The following is a 16,334-nucleotide window of genomic DNA, read 5'->3' on the forward strand; positions in this document are numbered from 1 at the left end:
AAATACTCTTGTGAACAGAGTTATCCACAGAAACTGCGCTTAACCGAAACAGGGTTAAAACTTAGCAGGGTGAATAATATCTTCATAACGCACTGTATTTTCAGTATAAAATTTGATTTCAAAATGTTATTGAGATCACTTGACCTCATCTCCAGCCCAGATGGCGCTTGAGTTTGTAATTTTATTCACAGGCTGTGAATAGTTCAGGCATCCCGCGGAAGCCCTTTCTCAATCACCCTCACCAGACGCTGTTTCTTCGGTAGCTGCACCTCGACCACGCAGGCATTACGCTTCTCTATCTGCTGCGCAATCGCCCATTCTATGTGTTCATCAAGAAGTGGGTGCTCACCTCGACGGCTTTCAAGCGCCCGAATATTGGCTTCATCCCACGGGGCATTCCCCAGCGCGACGGCGATATTTCTCAGCCAGCGCAGATGGCCGATACGGCGAATAGCCGAACCCTCCGTCACTTTCAGGAACCAGGCCTCGGACCAGGCGAACAGCTCAATAAGCGGCGGGGCATGGAGCGCCTTACGCGGGTTGAAATCCTCTTCGTCAGTAAGCTGCGAATAGCGGTTCCATGGGCAGATGAGCTGGCAATCATCGCAGCCGTAGATGCGGTTGCCGATAAGCGGTCGGAATTCCTCTGGAATGGCTCCTTCCAGTTCGATAGTCAGGTAGGAGATACAGCGGCGCGCATCAACGGTGTAGGGCTCAACGATGGCGCCGGTAGGGCAGATGGTCATACAGGCCACGCAGCGGCCACAGCCTTCCTCTACCGGGCCGTCTACCGGCAGCGGTAAATCGATCAGCAGTTCACCGAGGAAGAAGAACGATCCGGCGTCGCGGCTAAGGATAAGTGAGTGCTTACCTGTCCAGCCAAGCCCGGCTTTTTCGGCGATCGGACGCTCAAGAATAGGCGCGGAATCGACAAAGGGTCTAAAATTCAGCGAAACACAGTGCTGCTGAATAGTTTCCCCGAGTTTTTTTAAACGGTTACGCAGAAGCTTATGGTAATCACGTCCCAGGGCGTACCGGCTAACGTAACCCAGCGAGGGGTCTTTGAGCGTGCGCGCAAAGGCCGCGTTGGCGGGCAGATAATTCATGCGCACGCTGATGACGCGTAATGTGCCCGGCAAAAGCTCGTGTGGACGGGCGCGCATCATGCCATGACGCGCCATCCACTCCATTTCGCCGTGGTATTGTTTATCCAGCCAGGCCTGCAGTTTCGGCTCGCTGGCGGAAAGGTCGGTATCGGTAATGCCCACCTTCTGGAAGCCAAGCTCAGCACCCCACTGTTTTATTTTTTGCGCTAATTCATTGAGATCGAGGGGCTGTGACATGACGGACCATACGGTGAAGAAAAACCCCGCAAGTATACCACATTCCATCTGGCATGCGGATGACCTCCGGCGCGCCGAAAAAGAGGCCGCAGACAGCCTCGGGATTACCCTGTATGAACTGATGCTGCGCGCGGGTGAGGCGGCGTTTGACGTTGCCCGAAGCGCCTTCCCGCAGGCGGCTCACTGGCTAATTCTGTGCGGGCACGGCAACAACGGCGGTGATGGCTACGTCGTTGCCCGTCTCGCGGTGGCTGCGGGTATCCGCGTGACCTTGCTGGCTCTCGAAAGTGATAAACCGCTGCCGGAAGAGGCCAGCGCGGCGCGGGAGGCATGGCTGAACGCAGGCGGTGTGATTCATGCGCCTGATATCGTCTGGCCAGAGGATGTTGATCTGATTGTTGACGGGCTGCTGGGCACCGGGCTGCGCAGCGCGCCGCGCGAAAACGTTGCCGCGCTTATTGAACACGCTAACAGACATTCCGCGCCGGTAGTCGCCCTGGATATTCCCTCTGGCCTGATGGCACAAACCGGCGCGACGCCGGGGGCGGTGATTCAGACGGCACATACGGTGACCTTCATCGCCCTCAAGCCGGGGTTACTGACCGGCAAAGCGCGGGATGTCGTCGGCGTGCTGCACCACAGTGCGCTGGGACTGGAGAGCTGGCTCGCCGGGCAGGAAACGAAACTGTCACGCTTTGACGCCTCGCAGCTCCCAGCGTGGCTCCCGCCGCGCCGGTCGACCTCCCATAAGGGCGATCACGGCAGGCTGGTCATTGTGGGCGGCGACCACGGTACGGCAGGTGCGATTCGCATGACCGGTGAAGCAGCCCTGCGCAGCGGCGCCGGATTAGTGCGAGTGCTCACTCGCATTGAGAATATTGCGCCAATCATCACTGCCCGACCGGAGTTGATGGTCCATGAGCTTACGCTTCAGACGTTAGAGGAAAGCCTCGAATGGGCGGATGTGGTGGTGATCGGTCCCGGGCTTGGACAGCAGGCGTGGGGTAAACAGGCCCTGCAAAAGGTCGAGAATTTTCGCAAACCGATGCTGTGGGATGCCGACGCGCTTAACCTTCTGGCAATAAACCCGGATAAGCGTCACAATCGCATTCTGACGCCACACCCCGGCGAAGCCGCGCGGCTGCTTAACTGCAGCGTGGCAGAAATTGAAAGCGATCGCTTACTTTCTGCTCAGCGTCTGGTAAAACGTTACGGAGGTGTTGCTGTTTTAAAAGGGGCAGGAACCGTTGTCGCCTGTGACGAGACGCAGGGGATTATTGATGCCGGAAATGCGGGCATGGCGAGCGGCGGCATGGGCGATGTGCTTTCCGGCATCATCGGCGCATTGCTTGGACAGAAACTTCCCCTTTATGATGCAGCCTGCGCGGGCTGCGTGGCTCACGGCGTTGCGGCAGATAAACTGGCCGCGCGTTACGGTACACGCGGTATGCTGGCCACCGATCTCTTTTGCACGCTGCGGCGTGTTGTTAACCCGGATGTGATTGACGTAGAAAATGACTAATCGAGCGATTCCTTTACCTGATGAACAAGCCACTTTAGAACTCGGCAAGCGCGTGGCGCAGGCCTGTCAGGGGGCAACCGTCATTTATCTGTATGGTGATTTAGGTGCGGGTAAAACCACCTTCAGCCGGGGTTTTTTGCAGGCGTTAGGGCATAACGGGAATGTGAAAAGCCCAACCTACACGCTGGTAGAACCGTACACCCTTGAAAATCTCATGGTGTACCACTTCGATTTATACCGCCTTGCGGATCCTGAGGAGCTGGAATTTATGGGGATCCGTGATTATTTTGCCAATGATGCCATCTGCCTGGTGGAGTGGCCGCAACAAGGTGCGGGTGTGCTGCCTGACCCGGATGTCGAAATTCACTTAGATTACCAGGCACAAGGGCGTGAGGCACGCATCAGTGCTGTTTCCTCATCAGGCAGTTCCTTACTGGCGCGACTGGCCGGTTAAGCGTAGGGATGACGGGATGATAAATCGCGTTAAAGGTTGGTTGTTGGCTGCCACCGTGCTGCTGTGCGCGCAGGCCGGGGCGGCAAACCTCTCAGATATTCAGGTATCGAACGGCGAAAGCCAGGCTCGAATCACGTTCAGCTTTATGGGCGATCCTGAGTATGCGTTTTCACAGCCAGACAGCCACAGCGTGGCGCTGGATATCAAACAGACAGGCGTGATCCAGGGACTCCCGCTGCAGTTCAGCGGCAACAACCTGGTGAAGAGTATCCGTTCGGGTACGCCGCAGGATAGTCAGTCGTTACGCCTGGTGGTCGATCTGACCGAAAAGGGCAAAACGAAGGCGGTGAAGCAGCAAAACGGGGCGAACTATACGGTGGTCTTTACCATCAATGCTGATGTCCCGCCACCGCCTCCACCGCCGCCGGTCGTTGCGAAACGCGTCGAAGAACCGGTGTATACGCCGCGTCCTGCTGAACCTGCGCGTAATCCGTTTAAATCGCAGAACGATCGCATCACTGCGGCAACCAGCAGCAATACGGTAACGCGTCCGGCAGCGAGTGCGCGCCGTGCAGCGACCAGCGGTGACAAAGTGATTATCGCCATCGATGCGGGTCACGGTGGACAGGACCCGGGTGCGATTGGCCCGGGGGGAACGCAAGAGAAAAATGTCACCATCGCCATTGCCCGTAAGCTACGTGCGCTGCTCAACGACGACCCTATGTTCAAAGGCGTGTTGACCCGCGACGGGGATTACTTCATTTCGGTGATGGGGCGTTCGGATGTCGCTCGTAAGCAGAATGCGAACTTCCTGGTCTCCATCCACGCGGATGCTGCGCCAAACCGTAACGCGACCGGCGCCTCGGTATGGGTACTCTCGAACCGTCGCGCCAACAGCGAAATGGCCAACTGGCTGGAAGAGCATGAGAAGCAGTCCGAACTGTTGGGCGGCGCGGGCGATGTGCTGGCAAACAGCCAGTCAGACCCGTATCTCAGCCAGGCGGTGCTGGATTTACAATTCGGTCATTCTCAACGCGTCGGGTATGATGTCGCCACTAACGTATTGAACCAGCTGCAAAGTATTGGCGTGCTGCATAAGCGCCGTCCTGAACATGCCAGCCTCGGCGTTCTGCGCTCGCCAGATATCCCGTCCATCCTTGTAGAGACGGGCTTTATCAGTAACAACGGTGAAGAACGTCTGCTGGGAAGCGACAGCTATCAGCAGCAAATTGCCGAAGCGATTTATAACGGTCTGCGTAAATACTTTGATGCCCATCCGCTGCAGTCTGCGCCACAGAGTGGCGCAGGCCAGACGGCCAGCGCAGCGCTGCCGGGTGAGATGACCGCGACCAACTAAGGAGAATTCATGCCGATTCAGGTTCTGCCGCCGCAGCTTGCGAACCAAATCGCCGCCGGTGAGGTGGTGGAACGTCCTGCGTCGGTCGTGAAGGAGCTGGTGGAAAACAGCCTTGATGCGGGCGCGACCCGTATTGATATTGATATCGAGCGCGGTGGCGCGAAGCTTATCCGCATTCGTGATAACGGCTGTGGCATAAAAAAAGAGGAGCTGGCGCTGGCGCTGGCCCGTCACGCCACCAGTAAAATTGCTTCTCTGGATGACCTGGAGGCGATTATTAGCCTCGGCTTTCGCGGTGAAGCGCTGGCCAGTATCAGCTCGGTTTCGCGCTTAACGCTGACCTCCCGTACCGCCGAACAGCAGGAAGCCTGGCAGGCGTACGCCGAAGGGCGCGATATGGATGTAACGGTCAAACCCGCGGCGCACCCTGTCGGCACGACGCTTGAAGTATTAGATCTCTTCTACAACACCCCCGCCCGACGCAAGTTCATGCGTACCGAGAAGACCGAATTCGGACACATCGACGAGATCATCCGCCGTATCGCGCTGGCGCGTTTCGATGTCACCATCAACCTCAGCCACAACGGCAAGGTGATGCGCCAGTATCGCGCGGTGGCTGAAGGTGGACAGAAAGAGCGACGGCTGGGCGCCATTTGCGGGACCCCGTTTCTGGAACAGGCGCTGGCCATTGAGTGGCAGCACGGCGATCTGGCGCTGCGCGGCTGGGTAGCCGATCCGAATGCGAGCAGCGCTGCGTTTGCGGAGATCCAGTATTGCTACGTCAACGGCCGCATGATGCGCGACCGTCTCATCAATCACGCCATTCGCCAGGCCTGTGAAGACAAGCTCGGGGCCGATCAGCAGCCTGCTTTCGTGCTTTATCTGGACATCGACCCGCATCAGGTGGATGTGAACGTTCATCCTGCCAAGCACGAAGTACGATTCCACCAGTCGCGACTGGTGCATGATTTTATCTATCAGGGCGTGCTGAGCGTGCTGCAGCAGCAGGTTGAAACGTCGTTGCCGCTGGAACACGCAGAACCGGCGCCACGCCCAATCCCGGAAAACCGCGTCGCGGCGGGCCGCAACCATTTTGCGGAGCCCGCCGTCGCGCGTGAACCGGAAGCGCCGCGCTTTTCCTCCGCCGGGGGGGCACCGCGTCCAACGGGAGCTAACTACCCGAATGCCCAGCCTGGCTATCAAAAGCAGCAGGGCGCGTTGTACCGCAAACTGCTGGAAACGCCGGCCGTGGAGCGTAAAACATCTATTCCGGCGCCTCAGCCTTCTCTGGACGGCCACAGCCAGAGTTTTGGTCGTGTTCTGACGATCATCGCGCCGGATATGGCGCTGCTGGAGCGTGACGGTAAATTGATGCTTCTGGCACTGCCGGTGGCCGAACGCTGGCTCAAACAGGTGCAGCTCACGCCGGGCGAAAATGCCGCCTGTGCGCAGCCGCTGTTAATTCCGGTTCGCCTGAAAATATCCCCTGATGAAACAAGGGTATTGCAGCGCGCCGAGGCGCAGCTGGCGCAGATGGGGATTGAAACTGTGCTCGAACCGCAACATGTGACAATTCGTGCAGTGCCTTTACCCTTACGCCAACAAAATTTACAAAACTTGATTCCTGAACTGATAGGCTACCTGGCGCAGCAAACAGCGTTTGATGCCGCTAACACCGCGCAGTGGATCGCCCGTCATCTGGCAAGCGAACACACGCCGTGGAGCATGGCACAAGCCATTAGCGTGCTGGCGGAGGTGGAACGCCTCTGTCCGCATCTGGTGAAAACGCCGCCGGGTGGATTATTACAACCTGTTGATTTACAAACGGCGATGAACGCCCTGAAACATGATTGATGTAAGTAAGGCGAGCCTGCCTAAGGCAATTTTTTTAATGGGCCCAACGGCCTCCGGCAAAACGGCGCTCGCCATTGAGTTGCGTAAAGTTTTGCCTGTAGAGTTGATTAGCGTCGACTCCGCCCTCATTTATCGGGGGATGGACATCGGCACGGCGAAGCCTGACGCAGAAGAGCTGCGTGCGGCACCGCACCGTTTGCTGGATATACTCGACCCGGCTCAGGCTTACTCCGCAGCGGATTTTCGCCGGGATGCCTTAGCCGAGATGGCCGAGATAACGGCGGCGGGGCGTATACCGCTGTTGGTTGGCGGAACCATGCTCTACTTCAAGGCGCTGCTGGAGGGGTTATCACCTCTGCCATCCGCGGACCCGGAAGTAAGAGCGAAAATTGAGCAGCAGGCGGCAGAGCAGGGTTGGGACGTTTTGCATCAGCAACTGGCGGAGATTGATCCGGTTGCCGCAGCACGGATCCATCCAAATGATCCGCAAAGGCTTTCCCGGGCACTGGAAGTTTTTTTCATTTCGGGTAAAACTTTAACGGAACTGACGCAAACGTCAGGAGACGCTCTGCCGTATCAGGTGCATCAGTTCGCCATCGCCCCGGCGAGCCGTGAACTGCTCCATCAGCGAATTGAGCAGCGTTTTCATCAGATGTTAGCTTCAGATTTTGAAGCAGAAGTGCGGGCGTTATTTGCCCGTGGAGATTTGCATACGGACATGCCTTCCATTCGTTGTGTGGGATACCGCCAGATGTGGTCGTATCTTGAAGGTGAGATTTCATACGATGAAATGGTTTATCGAGGTGTTTGCGCCACGAGACAGTTAGCGAAGCGCCAGATCACCTGGTTGCGCGGTTGGGAAGGGGTTCACTGGTTAGACAGTGAAAAACCACAACAGGCGTTAAACGACGTGATTGAGGTTGTTGGTGATATCGCTCACTGAATGTGTACAATTGAGACGTATCGTGCGCAATTTTTCAGAATCGCAAGGTTCTAAGTACAAAACAAGCATATAAGGAAAAGATAGAATGGCTAAGGGGCAATCTTTACAAGATCCGTTCCTGAACGCATTGCGTCGGGAACGTGTTCCAGTTTCTATTTATTTGGTGAATGGTATTAAGCTGCAAGGTCAGATTGAGTCTTTCGATCAGTTCGTGATTCTGTTGAAAAACACGGTCAGTCAGATGGTCTACAAGCACGCTATTTCTACTGTTGTTCCGTCCCGTCCGGTATCTCATCACAGCAATAACGCTGGCGGCGGCACAGGTAGTAACTACCATCATGGCAGCAACGCGCAGGGTTCTTCAACGCCAGCGCAGGACAGCGACGAGACCGAATAAGGTTTCGCACTGTTATCCACACGGGGAGCCAGGGATCCTGCGTTCCCCGCTGATCTTTTTAGAGAGGTTTACGCTTGTTTGACCGTTATGATGCCGGTGAGCAGGCGGTGCTGGTACACATCTATTTTTCGCAAGACAAAGATATGGAAGACCTCCAGGAGTTTGAATCTCTGGTCTCTTCCGCCGGTGTCGAAGCAATGCAGGTGATTACCGGTAGCCGTAAAGCGCCGCACCCAAAGTATTTTGTTGGTGAAGGTAAAGCAGTCGAAATTGCGGATGCCGTAAAAGCAACCGGCGCGTCAGTCGTGTTGTTTGATCATGCGCTGTCTCCAGCCCAGGAGCGCAACCTGGAAGCTCTCTGCGAATGCCGTGTAATCGATCGCACGGGATTGATTTTAGACATTTTTGCTCAGCGTGCACGTACCCACGAAGGGAAACTGCAGGTTGAGCTGGCGCAGCTGCGCCATCTGGCAACGCGTCTGGTGCGTGGCTGGACCCACCTTGAAAGACAAAAAGGCGGGATTGGTTTGCGCGGCCCGGGTGAAACCCAGCTCGAAACCGACCGTCGTTTGCTGCGTGGCCGAATTACCCAGATCCTCTCACGTCTGGAAAGGGTTGAGAAACAGCGTGAGCAGGGGCGTCGGGCACGAACCAAAGCCGACATCCCGACGGTGTCGCTGGTGGGGTATACCAACGCCGGTAAATCCACCTTGTTTAACCAGATAACCGAGGCCCAGGTTTATGCCGCAGACCAGCTGTTTGCGACCCTGGACCCTACGCTGCGCCGTATTGACGTCGCAGACGTCGGTGAAACGGTGCTGGCGGATACCGTAGGGTTTATCCGTCACCTGCCGCATGACCTGGTGGCGGCATTCAAGGCCACCCTGCAGGAGACGCGACAGGCGACGCTGCTGCTGCACGTGATTGATGCGGCAGACGTGCGCGTGCAGGAGAACATCGACGCGGTGAACGTGGTGCTTGAAGAGATCGACGCCCACGAAATTCCCACGCTGTTGGTCATGAACAAGATCGATATGCTGGACGATTTCGAACCGCGTATCGACAGAGATGAAGAGAACAAACCGATTCGGGTCTGGCTTTCTGCCCAGACCGGTATTGGTGTGCCACTGCTTTTCCAGGCTTTGACAGAACGTCTTTCCGGTGAGGTAGCTCAGCACACGCTGCGACTGCCGCCACAGGAAGGCAGGCTGCGCAGCCGGTTTTATCAGCTTCAGGCGATAGAAAAAGAGTGGATGGAGGATGACGGCAGCGTGGGGATGCAGGTGCGTATGCCGATCGTTGACTGGCGTCGCCTCTGTAAACAAGAACCTGCGCTGGTCGACTATATCGTCTGATCAGAAAGGGGATGCCTGAATAATTCGCCCTTGCATAACAAATATGGAGCATATACATGGCGTGGAATCAGCCCGGTAATAACGGACAGGACCGCGACCCGTGGGGAAGCAGCAATAATCAAGGCGGCAACTCTGGGGGAAATGGCAACAAAGGTGGTCGCGAGCAGGGGCCGCCGGATCTGGATGATATCTTCCGCAAGCTGAGCAAAAAGCTTGGTGGTCTTGGCGGAGGTAAAGGTTCTGGCTCAGGTGGAAATTCCACCCAGGGGCCGCGCCCGCAAATGGGTGGCCGCGTAGTGGGTATTGTTGCCGCTGCAGTGGTAATCATCTGGGCTGCTACCGGATTCTACACCATTAAAGAAGCGGAACGCGGTGTGGTGACCCGCTTCGGTAAGTTCAGCCATCTGGTTGAGCCGGGCCTGAACTGGAAACCGACCTTCATTGACGACGTGACTGCGGTCAACGTGGAATCCGTCCGTGAACTGGCCGCCTCCGGCGTGATGCTGACCTCTGACGAAAACGTCGTGCGCGTTGAGATGAACGTGCAGTACCGCGTAACCGATCCTGAGCGTTATCTGTTTAGCGTGACCAGCGCCGATGACAGCCTGCGTCAGGCGACCGACAGCGCCCTGCGTGGTGTGATCGGTAAATACACCATGGACCGCATTCTGACCGAAGGTCGTACCGTTATTCGTAGCGATACCCAGCGTGAGCTGGAAGAGACCATTCGTCCGTATAACATGGGTATTACCCTGCTGGACGTCAACTTCCAGGCTGCCCGTCCGCCGGAAGAAGTAAAAGCGGCCTTTGACGATGCGATTGCTGCACGAGAAAACGAACAGCAGTACATCCGTGAAGCAGAAGCTTACACCAACGAAGTTCAGCCGCGTGCTAACGGTCAGGCGCAGCGTATTCTGGAAGAAGCGCGTGCGTATAAGACCCAGACCATCCTGGAAGCACAGGGTGAAGTGGCTCGCTTTGCAAAGATCCTGCCTGAATATAAAGCGGCGCCGGAAATTACCCGTGAGCGTCTCTATATCGAGACCATGGAAAAAGTGCTGAGCCACACCCGCAAAGTGTTGGTTAACGACAGTAAAGGCGGAAACCTGATGGTGCTGCCGCTGGATCAGATGCTGAAAGGCGGTTCTGCTCCGGCAGCAAAAGACAACAGCGGTGCGAACAACCTGCTGCGTCTGCCGCCATCCTCAACGGGCAGCGCCAGCACGAACACAACGCCTTCTTCGAACGATGGTGACATTATGGACCAACGCCGTGCTAACGCGCAGCGTAACGACTACCAGCGTCAGGGGGAATAAGGATGCGTAAGTCAGTTATTGCGATCATCGTCATCGTACTGGTCGTGCTTTATACCTCGATCTTTGTGGTGAAAGAGGGCGAGCGTGGGATTAAGTTCCAGTTCAGCAGCGTCGTGCGTGATGGCGACAAACGTCCGGTCATTTACGAACCGGGCCTGCACTTCAAGGTGCCGTTCATTCAGTCTGTGAAAACGCTGGATGCGCGTATCCAGACCATGGATAACCAGGCCGACCGTTTCGTGACCAAAGAGAAGAAAGACCTGATCGTTGATTCCTATATCAAATGGCGCATCAGTGATTTCAGCCGTTACTTCCTGGCAACGGGCGGCGGTGACGTTTCTCAGGCGGAAGTGCTGCTGAAACGTAAGTTCTCTGACCGTCTGCGTTCCGAGATTGGTCGTCTGGATGTGAAAGACATCGTGACCGACTCCCGTGGCCGTCTGACCCTGGAAGTTCGCGATGCGCTGAACTCCGGCACCGCGGGCACGGAAGATGAAGTTTCAACGCCAGCAGCTGACGATGCAATTGCCAAAGCGGCTGAACGCGTTCAGGCAGAAACCAACGGTAAAGTGCCGGTGATCAACCCGAACAGTATGGCTGCGCTGGGTATCGAAGTGGTGGACGTGCGTATCAAGCAGATCAACCTGCCGGTGGAAGTGTCCGAGGCGATTTACAATCGTATGCGCGCCGAGCGTGAAGCGGTCGCCCGTCGTCACCGTTCACAGGGCCAGGAAGAGGCGGAGAAGCTGCGTGCTGCTGCGGACTACGAAGTGGCCAAGACGCTGGCGGAATCTGAGCGCCAGGGCCGTATCCTGCGCGGTGAAGGTGATGCGGAAGCCGCGAAACTGTTTGCTGATGCCTTCAGCCAGGATCCTGACTTCTATGCCTTTATCCGTAGCCTGCGTGCTTACGAGAATAGCTTCCAGAGCAACCAGGATGTGATGGTGCTCAGCCCGGATAGCGATTTCTTCCGTTATATGAAGACGCCGACTAACGCAACGCGATAAACTCAGGCTCGTTTGAGTATTCAAACCACCGCTCCCCACGGAGCGGTGGTTTTCTTTTATAAGGAACAAAAATGAATTCAACGATCTGGCTCGCGCTGGCCCTGGTCCTGGTGCTGGAAGGTCTGGGACCGATGCTCTATCCACGCGCCTGGCGTCGAATGATCGCCACCATGAGCCAACTGCCGGATAATATTTTACGTCGTTTTGGCGGCGGTCTTGTGGTTGCGGGCATCGTGATCTACTACATGTTGAGGAAAACGATTGGCTGATCAAAAAGTAGGCGCAATCGGCGTATTTTGAGGTCAAAAAGTGCTGTATATCTGAAAAAGCGATGGTAGAATCCATTTTTAAGCAAACGGTGATTTTGAAAAAAATGGGTAACAACGTCGTCGTACTGGGCACCCAATGGGGTGACGAAGGTAAAGGGAAGATTGTTGATCTTCTGACTGAACGGGCTAAATATGTTGTGCGCTACCAGGGCGGTCACAACGCAGGCCATACTCTCGTAATCAACGGTGAAAAAACCGTCCTCCATCTTATTCCATCAGGCATTCTTCGCGAAAACGTCACCAGCATCATCGGTAACGGCGTTGTGCTGTCTCCAGCGGCGCTGATGAAAGAGATGAAAGGTCTGGAAGACCGTGGTATCCCTGTTCGTGAGCGTCTGCTGCTCTCCGAAGCCTGCCCGCTGATCCTGGATTATCACGTGGCGCTGGACGTTGCGCGTGAAAAAGCGCGTGGCGCGAAAGCGATCGGCACCACCGGTCGTGGTATCGGCCCGGCTTACGAAGATAAAGTTGCACGTCGCGGTCTGCGCGTGGGCGACCTCTTCGACAAAGCGACCTTCGCTGAAAAGCTGAAAGAAGTGATGGAATATCACAACTTCCAGCTGGTGAACTTCTACAAAGCTGACGCTGTTGACTACCAGAAAGTGCTGGATGACGTCATGGCGATTGCAGACATTCTGACCGGTATGGTTGTTGATGTATCCGATCTGCTGGACCAGGCGCGCAAGCGTGGCGATTTCGTCATGTTCGAAGGTGCGCAGGGTACGCTGCTGGACATCGACCACGGTACCTATCCGTACGTCACCTCCTCTAATACCACCGCGGGTGGCGTGGCGACCGGCTCTGGCCTGGGTCCACGTTATGTGGATTACGTTCTGGGTATCATCAAAGCGTACTCCACTCGCGTGGGTGCGGGTCCATTCCCGACCGAACTGTTTGATGAAACCGGCGAGTTCCTGTGCAAGCAGGGTAACGAGTTTGGCGCGACCACCGGTCGTCGTCGTCGTACCGGCTGGCTGGATGCGGTTGCCGTGCGTCGTGCAGTGCAGATCAACTCCCTGTCTGGCTTCTGCCTGACCAAGCTGGACGTACTGGACGGCCTGAAAGAAGTGAAAATCTGCGTAGGCTACCGTATGCCAGATGGCCGCGAAGTGACCACCACTCCGCTGGCTGCTGACGACTGGGAAGGCATTGAGCCAATCTACGAAACCATGCCGGGCTGGTCTGAGACCACTTTCGGTGTGAAAGAGCGTAGCGGCCTGCCGCAGGCGGCGCTGGATTACATCAAGCGTATTGAAGAACTGACCGAAGTGCCGATCGATATTATTTCTACCGGCCCGGATCGTACTGAAACGATGATCCTGCGCGACCCGTTCGACGCATAATCTTCGTGACTGCTGGCCTGCGGGGAGACCCGTAGGCCGGATAAGCGTAGCGCCATCCGGCGACCGCTCCTGGATCTCCGCTTTTTCGCCCCGTCTGTCAAATAAATTAGCCGCTAACTATCTGGCTGGTTTATCATCATTAATGAATATCTCTGCGGTTTGTCCGCGATTTCCCTTTTTCCTGAGGTTGATGTGCAGTTAACAAGTTTCACCGATTACGGCTTACGCGCGCTGATCTACATGGCGTCGTTACCCGATGGGAAAATGACCAGTATCTCTGAAGTCACAGAGGTCTACGGCGTATCCCGTAATCATATGGTCAAAATAATCAATCAACTTAGTCGTGCCGGATACGTTGCTGCCGTCCGCGGGAAGAATGGTGGGATCCGTCTTGGTAAACCGGCACAGAGTATTCGTGTTGGCGATGTGGTACGTGAACTGGAGCCGCTCTCTCTGGTGAACTGCAGCAGCGAGTTCTGCCACATCACGCCCGCTTGCCGCCTGAAACAGGCGCTTTCTAAGGCCGTGCAAAGTTTTCTCATGGAACTGGATAACTACACGCTGGCCGATTTGGTTGAAGAGAATCAACCGCTTTATAAATTATTGCTGGTGGAATGAAGAAAATTTCCACCGGAGATGACAACGGAGGAACCGACATGTCACACGATCCTTTCCAGGAACGCGAAGCCGAAAAATACGCGAATCCTATCCCCAGCCGCGAGTTCATCATTGAACACTTAACAAAACGCGAAAAACCCGCCAATCGTGAAGAACTTGCTGTTGAATTAAACATTGAAGGTGAAGAGCAAATTGAAGCCCTTCGCCGCCGCCTGCGCGCGATGGAGCGTGACGGGCAACTGGTCTTTACCCGCCGCCAGTGCTACGCGCTGCCAGAACGCCTCGATCTGCTGAAAGGGACCGTCATTGGTCACCGCGATGGCTTCGGCTTCCTGCGCGTAGAAGGCCGTAAAGACGATCTGTATCTCTCATCTGAACAGATGAAAATGTGCATCCACGGCGACCAAATTCTGGCGCAGCCGCTGGGCGCCGACCGTAAAGGCCGCCGCGAAGCGCGCGTCGTGCGCGTGCTGGTGCCAAAAACCAGCCAGATTGTCGGCCGCTACTTTACCGACGCGGGCGTGGGGTTCGTGGTGCCGGACGACAGCCGTCTGAGCTTCGATATTCTGATCCCACCTGAAGAGGTGATGGGTGCCCGCATGGGCTTTGTGGTGGTGGTGGAACTCACCCAGCGCCCAACCCGTCGCACCAAAGCGGTAGGTAAAATCGTCGAAGTGCTGGGCGATAACATGGGCACCGGCATGGCCGTTGATATGGCGCTGCGCACCCACGAAATTCCGTACATCTGGCCGAAAGCGGTTGAAGAGCAGATCGAAAGCCTGCGTGAAGAAGTGCCGGAAGAATCCAAAGTGGGCCGCGTGGATCTCCGCTCCCTGCCGCTGGTCACGATCGACGGTGAAGACGCCCGTGACTTCGATGACGCTGTCTACTGCGAGAAAAAACGCGGCGGCGGCTGGCGTCTGTGGGTAGCGATTGCAGACGTAAGCTACTATGTTCGTCCGCATACCCCGCTGGATAACGAAGCGCGCAGCCGCGGTACCTCGGTCTACTTCCCGTCGCAGGTTGTACCGATGCTGCCGGAAGTGCTCTCTAACGGTCTGTGCTCCCTGAACCCGCAGGTTGACCGCCTCTGTATGGTGTGTGAGATGACCATCTCCAACAAAGGGCGCTTAACCGGCTACAAGTTCTACGAAGCGGTGATGAGCTCGCATGCGCGTCTGACCTATACCAAGGTCTGGCATATGTTGCAGGGCGACCAGGATCTGCGCGAACAGTATGCGCCGCTGGTCAAACACATCGAAGAGCTGCATAACCTCTACAAAACGCTGGATCAGGCGCGCGAAGAGCGCGGTGGGATCTCTTTTGAGAGCGAAGAAGCGAAGTTTATCTTCAACGCCGAGCGCCGCATTGAGCGTATCGAACAGACCCAGCGTAACGATGCGCACAAGCTGATCGAAGAGTGTATGATTCTGGCGAACATCTCGGCGGCACGCTTCGTTGAGAAAGCCAAAGAACCGGCGCTGTTCCGTATTCACGATAAACCGTCGACGGAAGCCATCACCGCGTTCCGCTCCGTGCTGGCCGAACTGGGCCTGGAGCTGCCGGGCGGCAACAAGCCAGAGCCGCGCGATTACGCCGAGCTGCTGGAATCCATTAGCGATCGTCCTGATGCAGAAATGCTGCAGACGATGCTGCTGCGCTCAATGAAGCAGGCGATTTACGATCCGGAAAACCGCGGTCACTTCGGCCTGGCGTTGCAGTCTTACGCCCACTTTACGTCGCCGATCCGTCGTTACCCTGACCTCTCTCTGCACCGTGCGATCAAGTATCTGCTGGCGCAGGAGCAGGGACATAAAGGGAACACCACCGAAACCGGTGGCTACCACTATTCGATGGAAGAGATGCTGCAGCTGGGTCAGCACTGCTCCATGACCGAACGTCGTGCCGATGAAGCAACCCGCGACGTGGCGGACTGGCTGAAGTGTGACTTTATGCTGGACCAGGTCGGCAATGTCTTCAAAGGCGTGATTGCCAGCGTGACCGGCTTTGGCTTCTTCGTTCGTCTGGATGAGCTTTTTATCGACGGTCTGGTGCACGTCTCCAGCCTGGATAACGACTACTACCGCTTCGACCAGGTCGGCCAGCGTCTGATCGGCGAATCTGGCGGCCAGACCTATCGTCTGGGCGACCGCGTGGAAGTGAAGGTTGAGGCCGTGAATATGGACGATCGTAAAATCGACTTCAGCCTGATCTCCAGCGAGCGCGCGCCGCGTAACGTCGGTAAAACCGAGCGCGAAAGAGCGAAAAAAGGCGGAAATGGCAAAACGAGCGGCAAGCGCCGTCAGGCCGGTAAGAAGGTGAACTTCGAGCCGGACAGCGCGTTCCGCGGTGAGAAGAAGCAGAAGCCGAAGGCGGCGAAGAAAGAAGCCCGTTCAGCGAAGAAACCTTCCGCGAAGACACAGAAAATAGCGGCCGCCACCAAAGCGAAGCGCGCGGCTAAGAAAAAGCAGGCGGAGTAAATTCTCCCCTCACCCT

General features: G+C 56.2%; 14 protein-coding genes. 13 read left to right on the forward strand and 1 reads right to left on the reverse strand.

Annotated elements, in window-relative coordinates; all coding sequences use genetic code 11:
- Window positions 1-203: 203 nt before the first annotated feature.
- Window positions 204-1,343, reverse strand: a complete 1,140-nt coding sequence (gene queG / locus ACMGGU_RS00205) for a tRNA epoxyqueuosine(34) reductase QueG (protein WP_045907959.1) — start codon at window positions 1,341-1,343, stop codon at window positions 204-206.
- On the opposite strand from queG, the gene nnr reads away from it, so the two are divergent.
- The 13 genes from nnr (at window position 1,342) to rnr (ending at window position 16,318) form a co-directional block, all read left to right on the forward strand.
- Window positions 1,342-2,865: a bifunctional ADP-dependent NAD(P)H-hydrate dehydratase/NAD(P)H-hydrate epimerase gene (gene nnr / locus ACMGGU_RS00210; protein WP_420300156.1), complete on the forward strand. Its 1,524-nt coding sequence runs from the start codon at window positions 1,342-1,344 to the stop codon at window positions 2,863-2,865. The two genes, queG and nnr, sit on opposite strands and share 2 nt — an antisense overlap.
- A complete protein-coding gene (gene tsaE, locus ACMGGU_RS00215) occupies window positions 2,858-3,319 on the forward strand; it encodes a tRNA (adenosine(37)-N6)-threonylcarbamoyltransferase complex ATPase subunit type 1 TsaE (RefSeq protein ID WP_013095283.1) in 462 nt (153 codons plus the stop codon). The genes nnr and tsaE overlap by 8 nt, the downstream gene beginning before the upstream one ends.
- 16 nt (window positions 3,320-3,335) lie before the next feature.
- Entirely contained in the window at window positions 3,336-4,676 is a 1,341-nt protein-coding gene (gene amiB, locus ACMGGU_RS00220) for an N-acetylmuramoyl-L-alanine amidase AmiB (RefSeq protein ID WP_063622713.1), read from the forward strand.
- A 9-nt stretch (window positions 4,677-4,685) separates the two neighbouring features.
- On the forward strand, window positions 4,686-6,530 hold the full coding sequence (mutL, locus tag ACMGGU_RS00225) for a DNA mismatch repair endonuclease MutL (protein ID WP_069720060.1): 1,845 nt from the start codon (window positions 4,686-4,688) through the stop codon (window positions 6,528-6,530).
- Window positions 6,523-7,473, forward strand: coding sequence for a tRNA (adenosine(37)-N6)-dimethylallyltransferase MiaA (gene miaA / locus ACMGGU_RS00230; protein ID WP_047073328.1), 951 nt, complete (start codon window positions 6,523-6,525; stop codon window positions 7,471-7,473). Before mutL ends, miaA begins: the two co-directional genes overlap by 8 nt.
- A gap of 85 nt (window positions 7,474-7,558) precedes the next feature.
- A complete protein-coding gene (gene hfq / locus ACMGGU_RS00235) occupies window positions 7,559-7,870 on the forward strand; it encodes an RNA chaperone Hfq (protein WP_008502919.1) in 312 nt (103 codons plus the stop codon).
- Between the two features lie 74 nt (window positions 7,871-7,944).
- Entirely contained in the window at window positions 7,945-9,225 is a 1,281-nt protein-coding gene (hflX, locus tag ACMGGU_RS00240; RefSeq protein WP_023310136.1) for a ribosome rescue GTPase HflX, read from the forward strand.
- A gap of 56 nt (window positions 9,226-9,281) precedes the next feature.
- Window positions 9,282-10,541: an FtsH protease activity modulator HflK gene (hflK, locus tag ACMGGU_RS00245; protein ID WP_045907965.1), complete on the forward strand. Its 1,260-nt coding sequence runs from the start codon at window positions 9,282-9,284 to the stop codon at window positions 10,539-10,541.
- 2 nt (window positions 10,542-10,543) lie between these two features.
- Window positions 10,544-11,548, forward strand: a complete 1,005-nt coding sequence (gene hflC / locus ACMGGU_RS00250; RefSeq protein ID WP_008502916.1) for a protease modulator HflC — start codon at window positions 10,544-10,546, stop codon at window positions 11,546-11,548.
- Window positions 11,549-11,619: 71 nt separating this feature from the next.
- Window positions 11,620-11,817, forward strand: a complete 198-nt coding sequence (locus ACMGGU_RS00255) for a DUF2065 domain-containing protein (protein ID WP_003855996.1) — start codon at window positions 11,620-11,622, stop codon at window positions 11,815-11,817.
- Between the two features lie 104 nt (window positions 11,818-11,921).
- Window positions 11,922-13,220 (forward strand): adenylosuccinate synthase, encoded by a 1,299-nt coding sequence (locus ACMGGU_RS00260; protein ID WP_006178975.1) that lies wholly within the window; start codon window positions 11,922-11,924, stop codon window positions 13,218-13,220.
- Window positions 13,221-13,412: 192 nt separating this feature from the next.
- Window positions 13,413-13,838 (forward strand): nitric oxide-sensing transcriptional repressor NsrR, encoded by a 426-nt coding sequence (gene nsrR, locus ACMGGU_RS00265; protein WP_010427492.1) that lies wholly within the window; start codon window positions 13,413-13,415, stop codon window positions 13,836-13,838.
- 38 nt (window positions 13,839-13,876) lie between these two features.
- Window positions 13,877-16,318 (forward strand): ribonuclease R, encoded by a 2,442-nt coding sequence (gene rnr / locus ACMGGU_RS00270; protein WP_048027861.1) that lies wholly within the window; start codon window positions 13,877-13,879, stop codon window positions 16,316-16,318.
- Window positions 16,319-16,334: the final 16 nt, after the last annotated feature.

This window comes from Enterobacter sp. BNK-8 (assembly GCF_048685095.1).
GTDB classification, from domain to species: Bacteria; Pseudomonadota; Gammaproteobacteria; order Enterobacterales; family Enterobacteriaceae; genus Enterobacter; species Enterobacter quasiroggenkampii.

Coding starts and splice junctions, on each gene's coding strand:
- mutL (WP_069720060.1), top strand. CDS start 4,686: ATGCCGATTCAGGTTCTGCCGCCGCAGCTTGCGAACCAAATCGCCGCC.
- ACMGGU_RS00260 (WP_006178975.1), top strand. CDS start 11,922: ATGGGTAACAACGTCGTCGTACTGGGCACCCAATGGGGTGACGAAGGT.
- miaA (WP_047073328.1), top strand. CDS start 6,523: ATGATTGATGTAAGTAAGGCGAGCCTGCCTAAGGCAATTTTTTTAATG.
- amiB (WP_063622713.1), top strand. CDS start 3,336: ATGATAAATCGCGTTAAAGGTTGGTTGTTGGCTGCCACCGTGCTGCTG.
- nnr (WP_420300156.1), top strand. CDS start 1,342: ATGACGGACCATACGGTGAAGAAAAACCCCGCAAGTATACCACATTCC.
- hflC (WP_008502916.1), top strand. CDS start 10,544: ATGCGTAAGTCAGTTATTGCGATCATCGTCATCGTACTGGTCGTGCTT.
- ACMGGU_RS00255 (WP_003855996.1), top strand. CDS start 11,620: ATGAATTCAACGATCTGGCTCGCGCTGGCCCTGGTCCTGGTGCTGGAA.
- queG (WP_045907959.1), bottom strand. CDS start 1,343: ATGTCACAGCCCCTCGATCTCAATGAATTAGCGCAAAAAATAAAACAG.
- rnr (WP_048027861.1), top strand. CDS start 13,877: ATGTCACACGATCCTTTCCAGGAACGCGAAGCCGAAAAATACGCGAAT.
- hflK (WP_045907965.1), top strand. CDS start 9,282: ATGGCGTGGAATCAGCCCGGTAATAACGGACAGGACCGCGACCCGTGG.
- hfq (WP_008502919.1), top strand. CDS start 7,559: ATGGCTAAGGGGCAATCTTTACAAGATCCGTTCCTGAACGCATTGCGT.
- tsaE (WP_013095283.1), top strand. CDS start 2,858: ATGACTAATCGAGCGATTCCTTTACCTGATGAACAAGCCACTTTAGAA.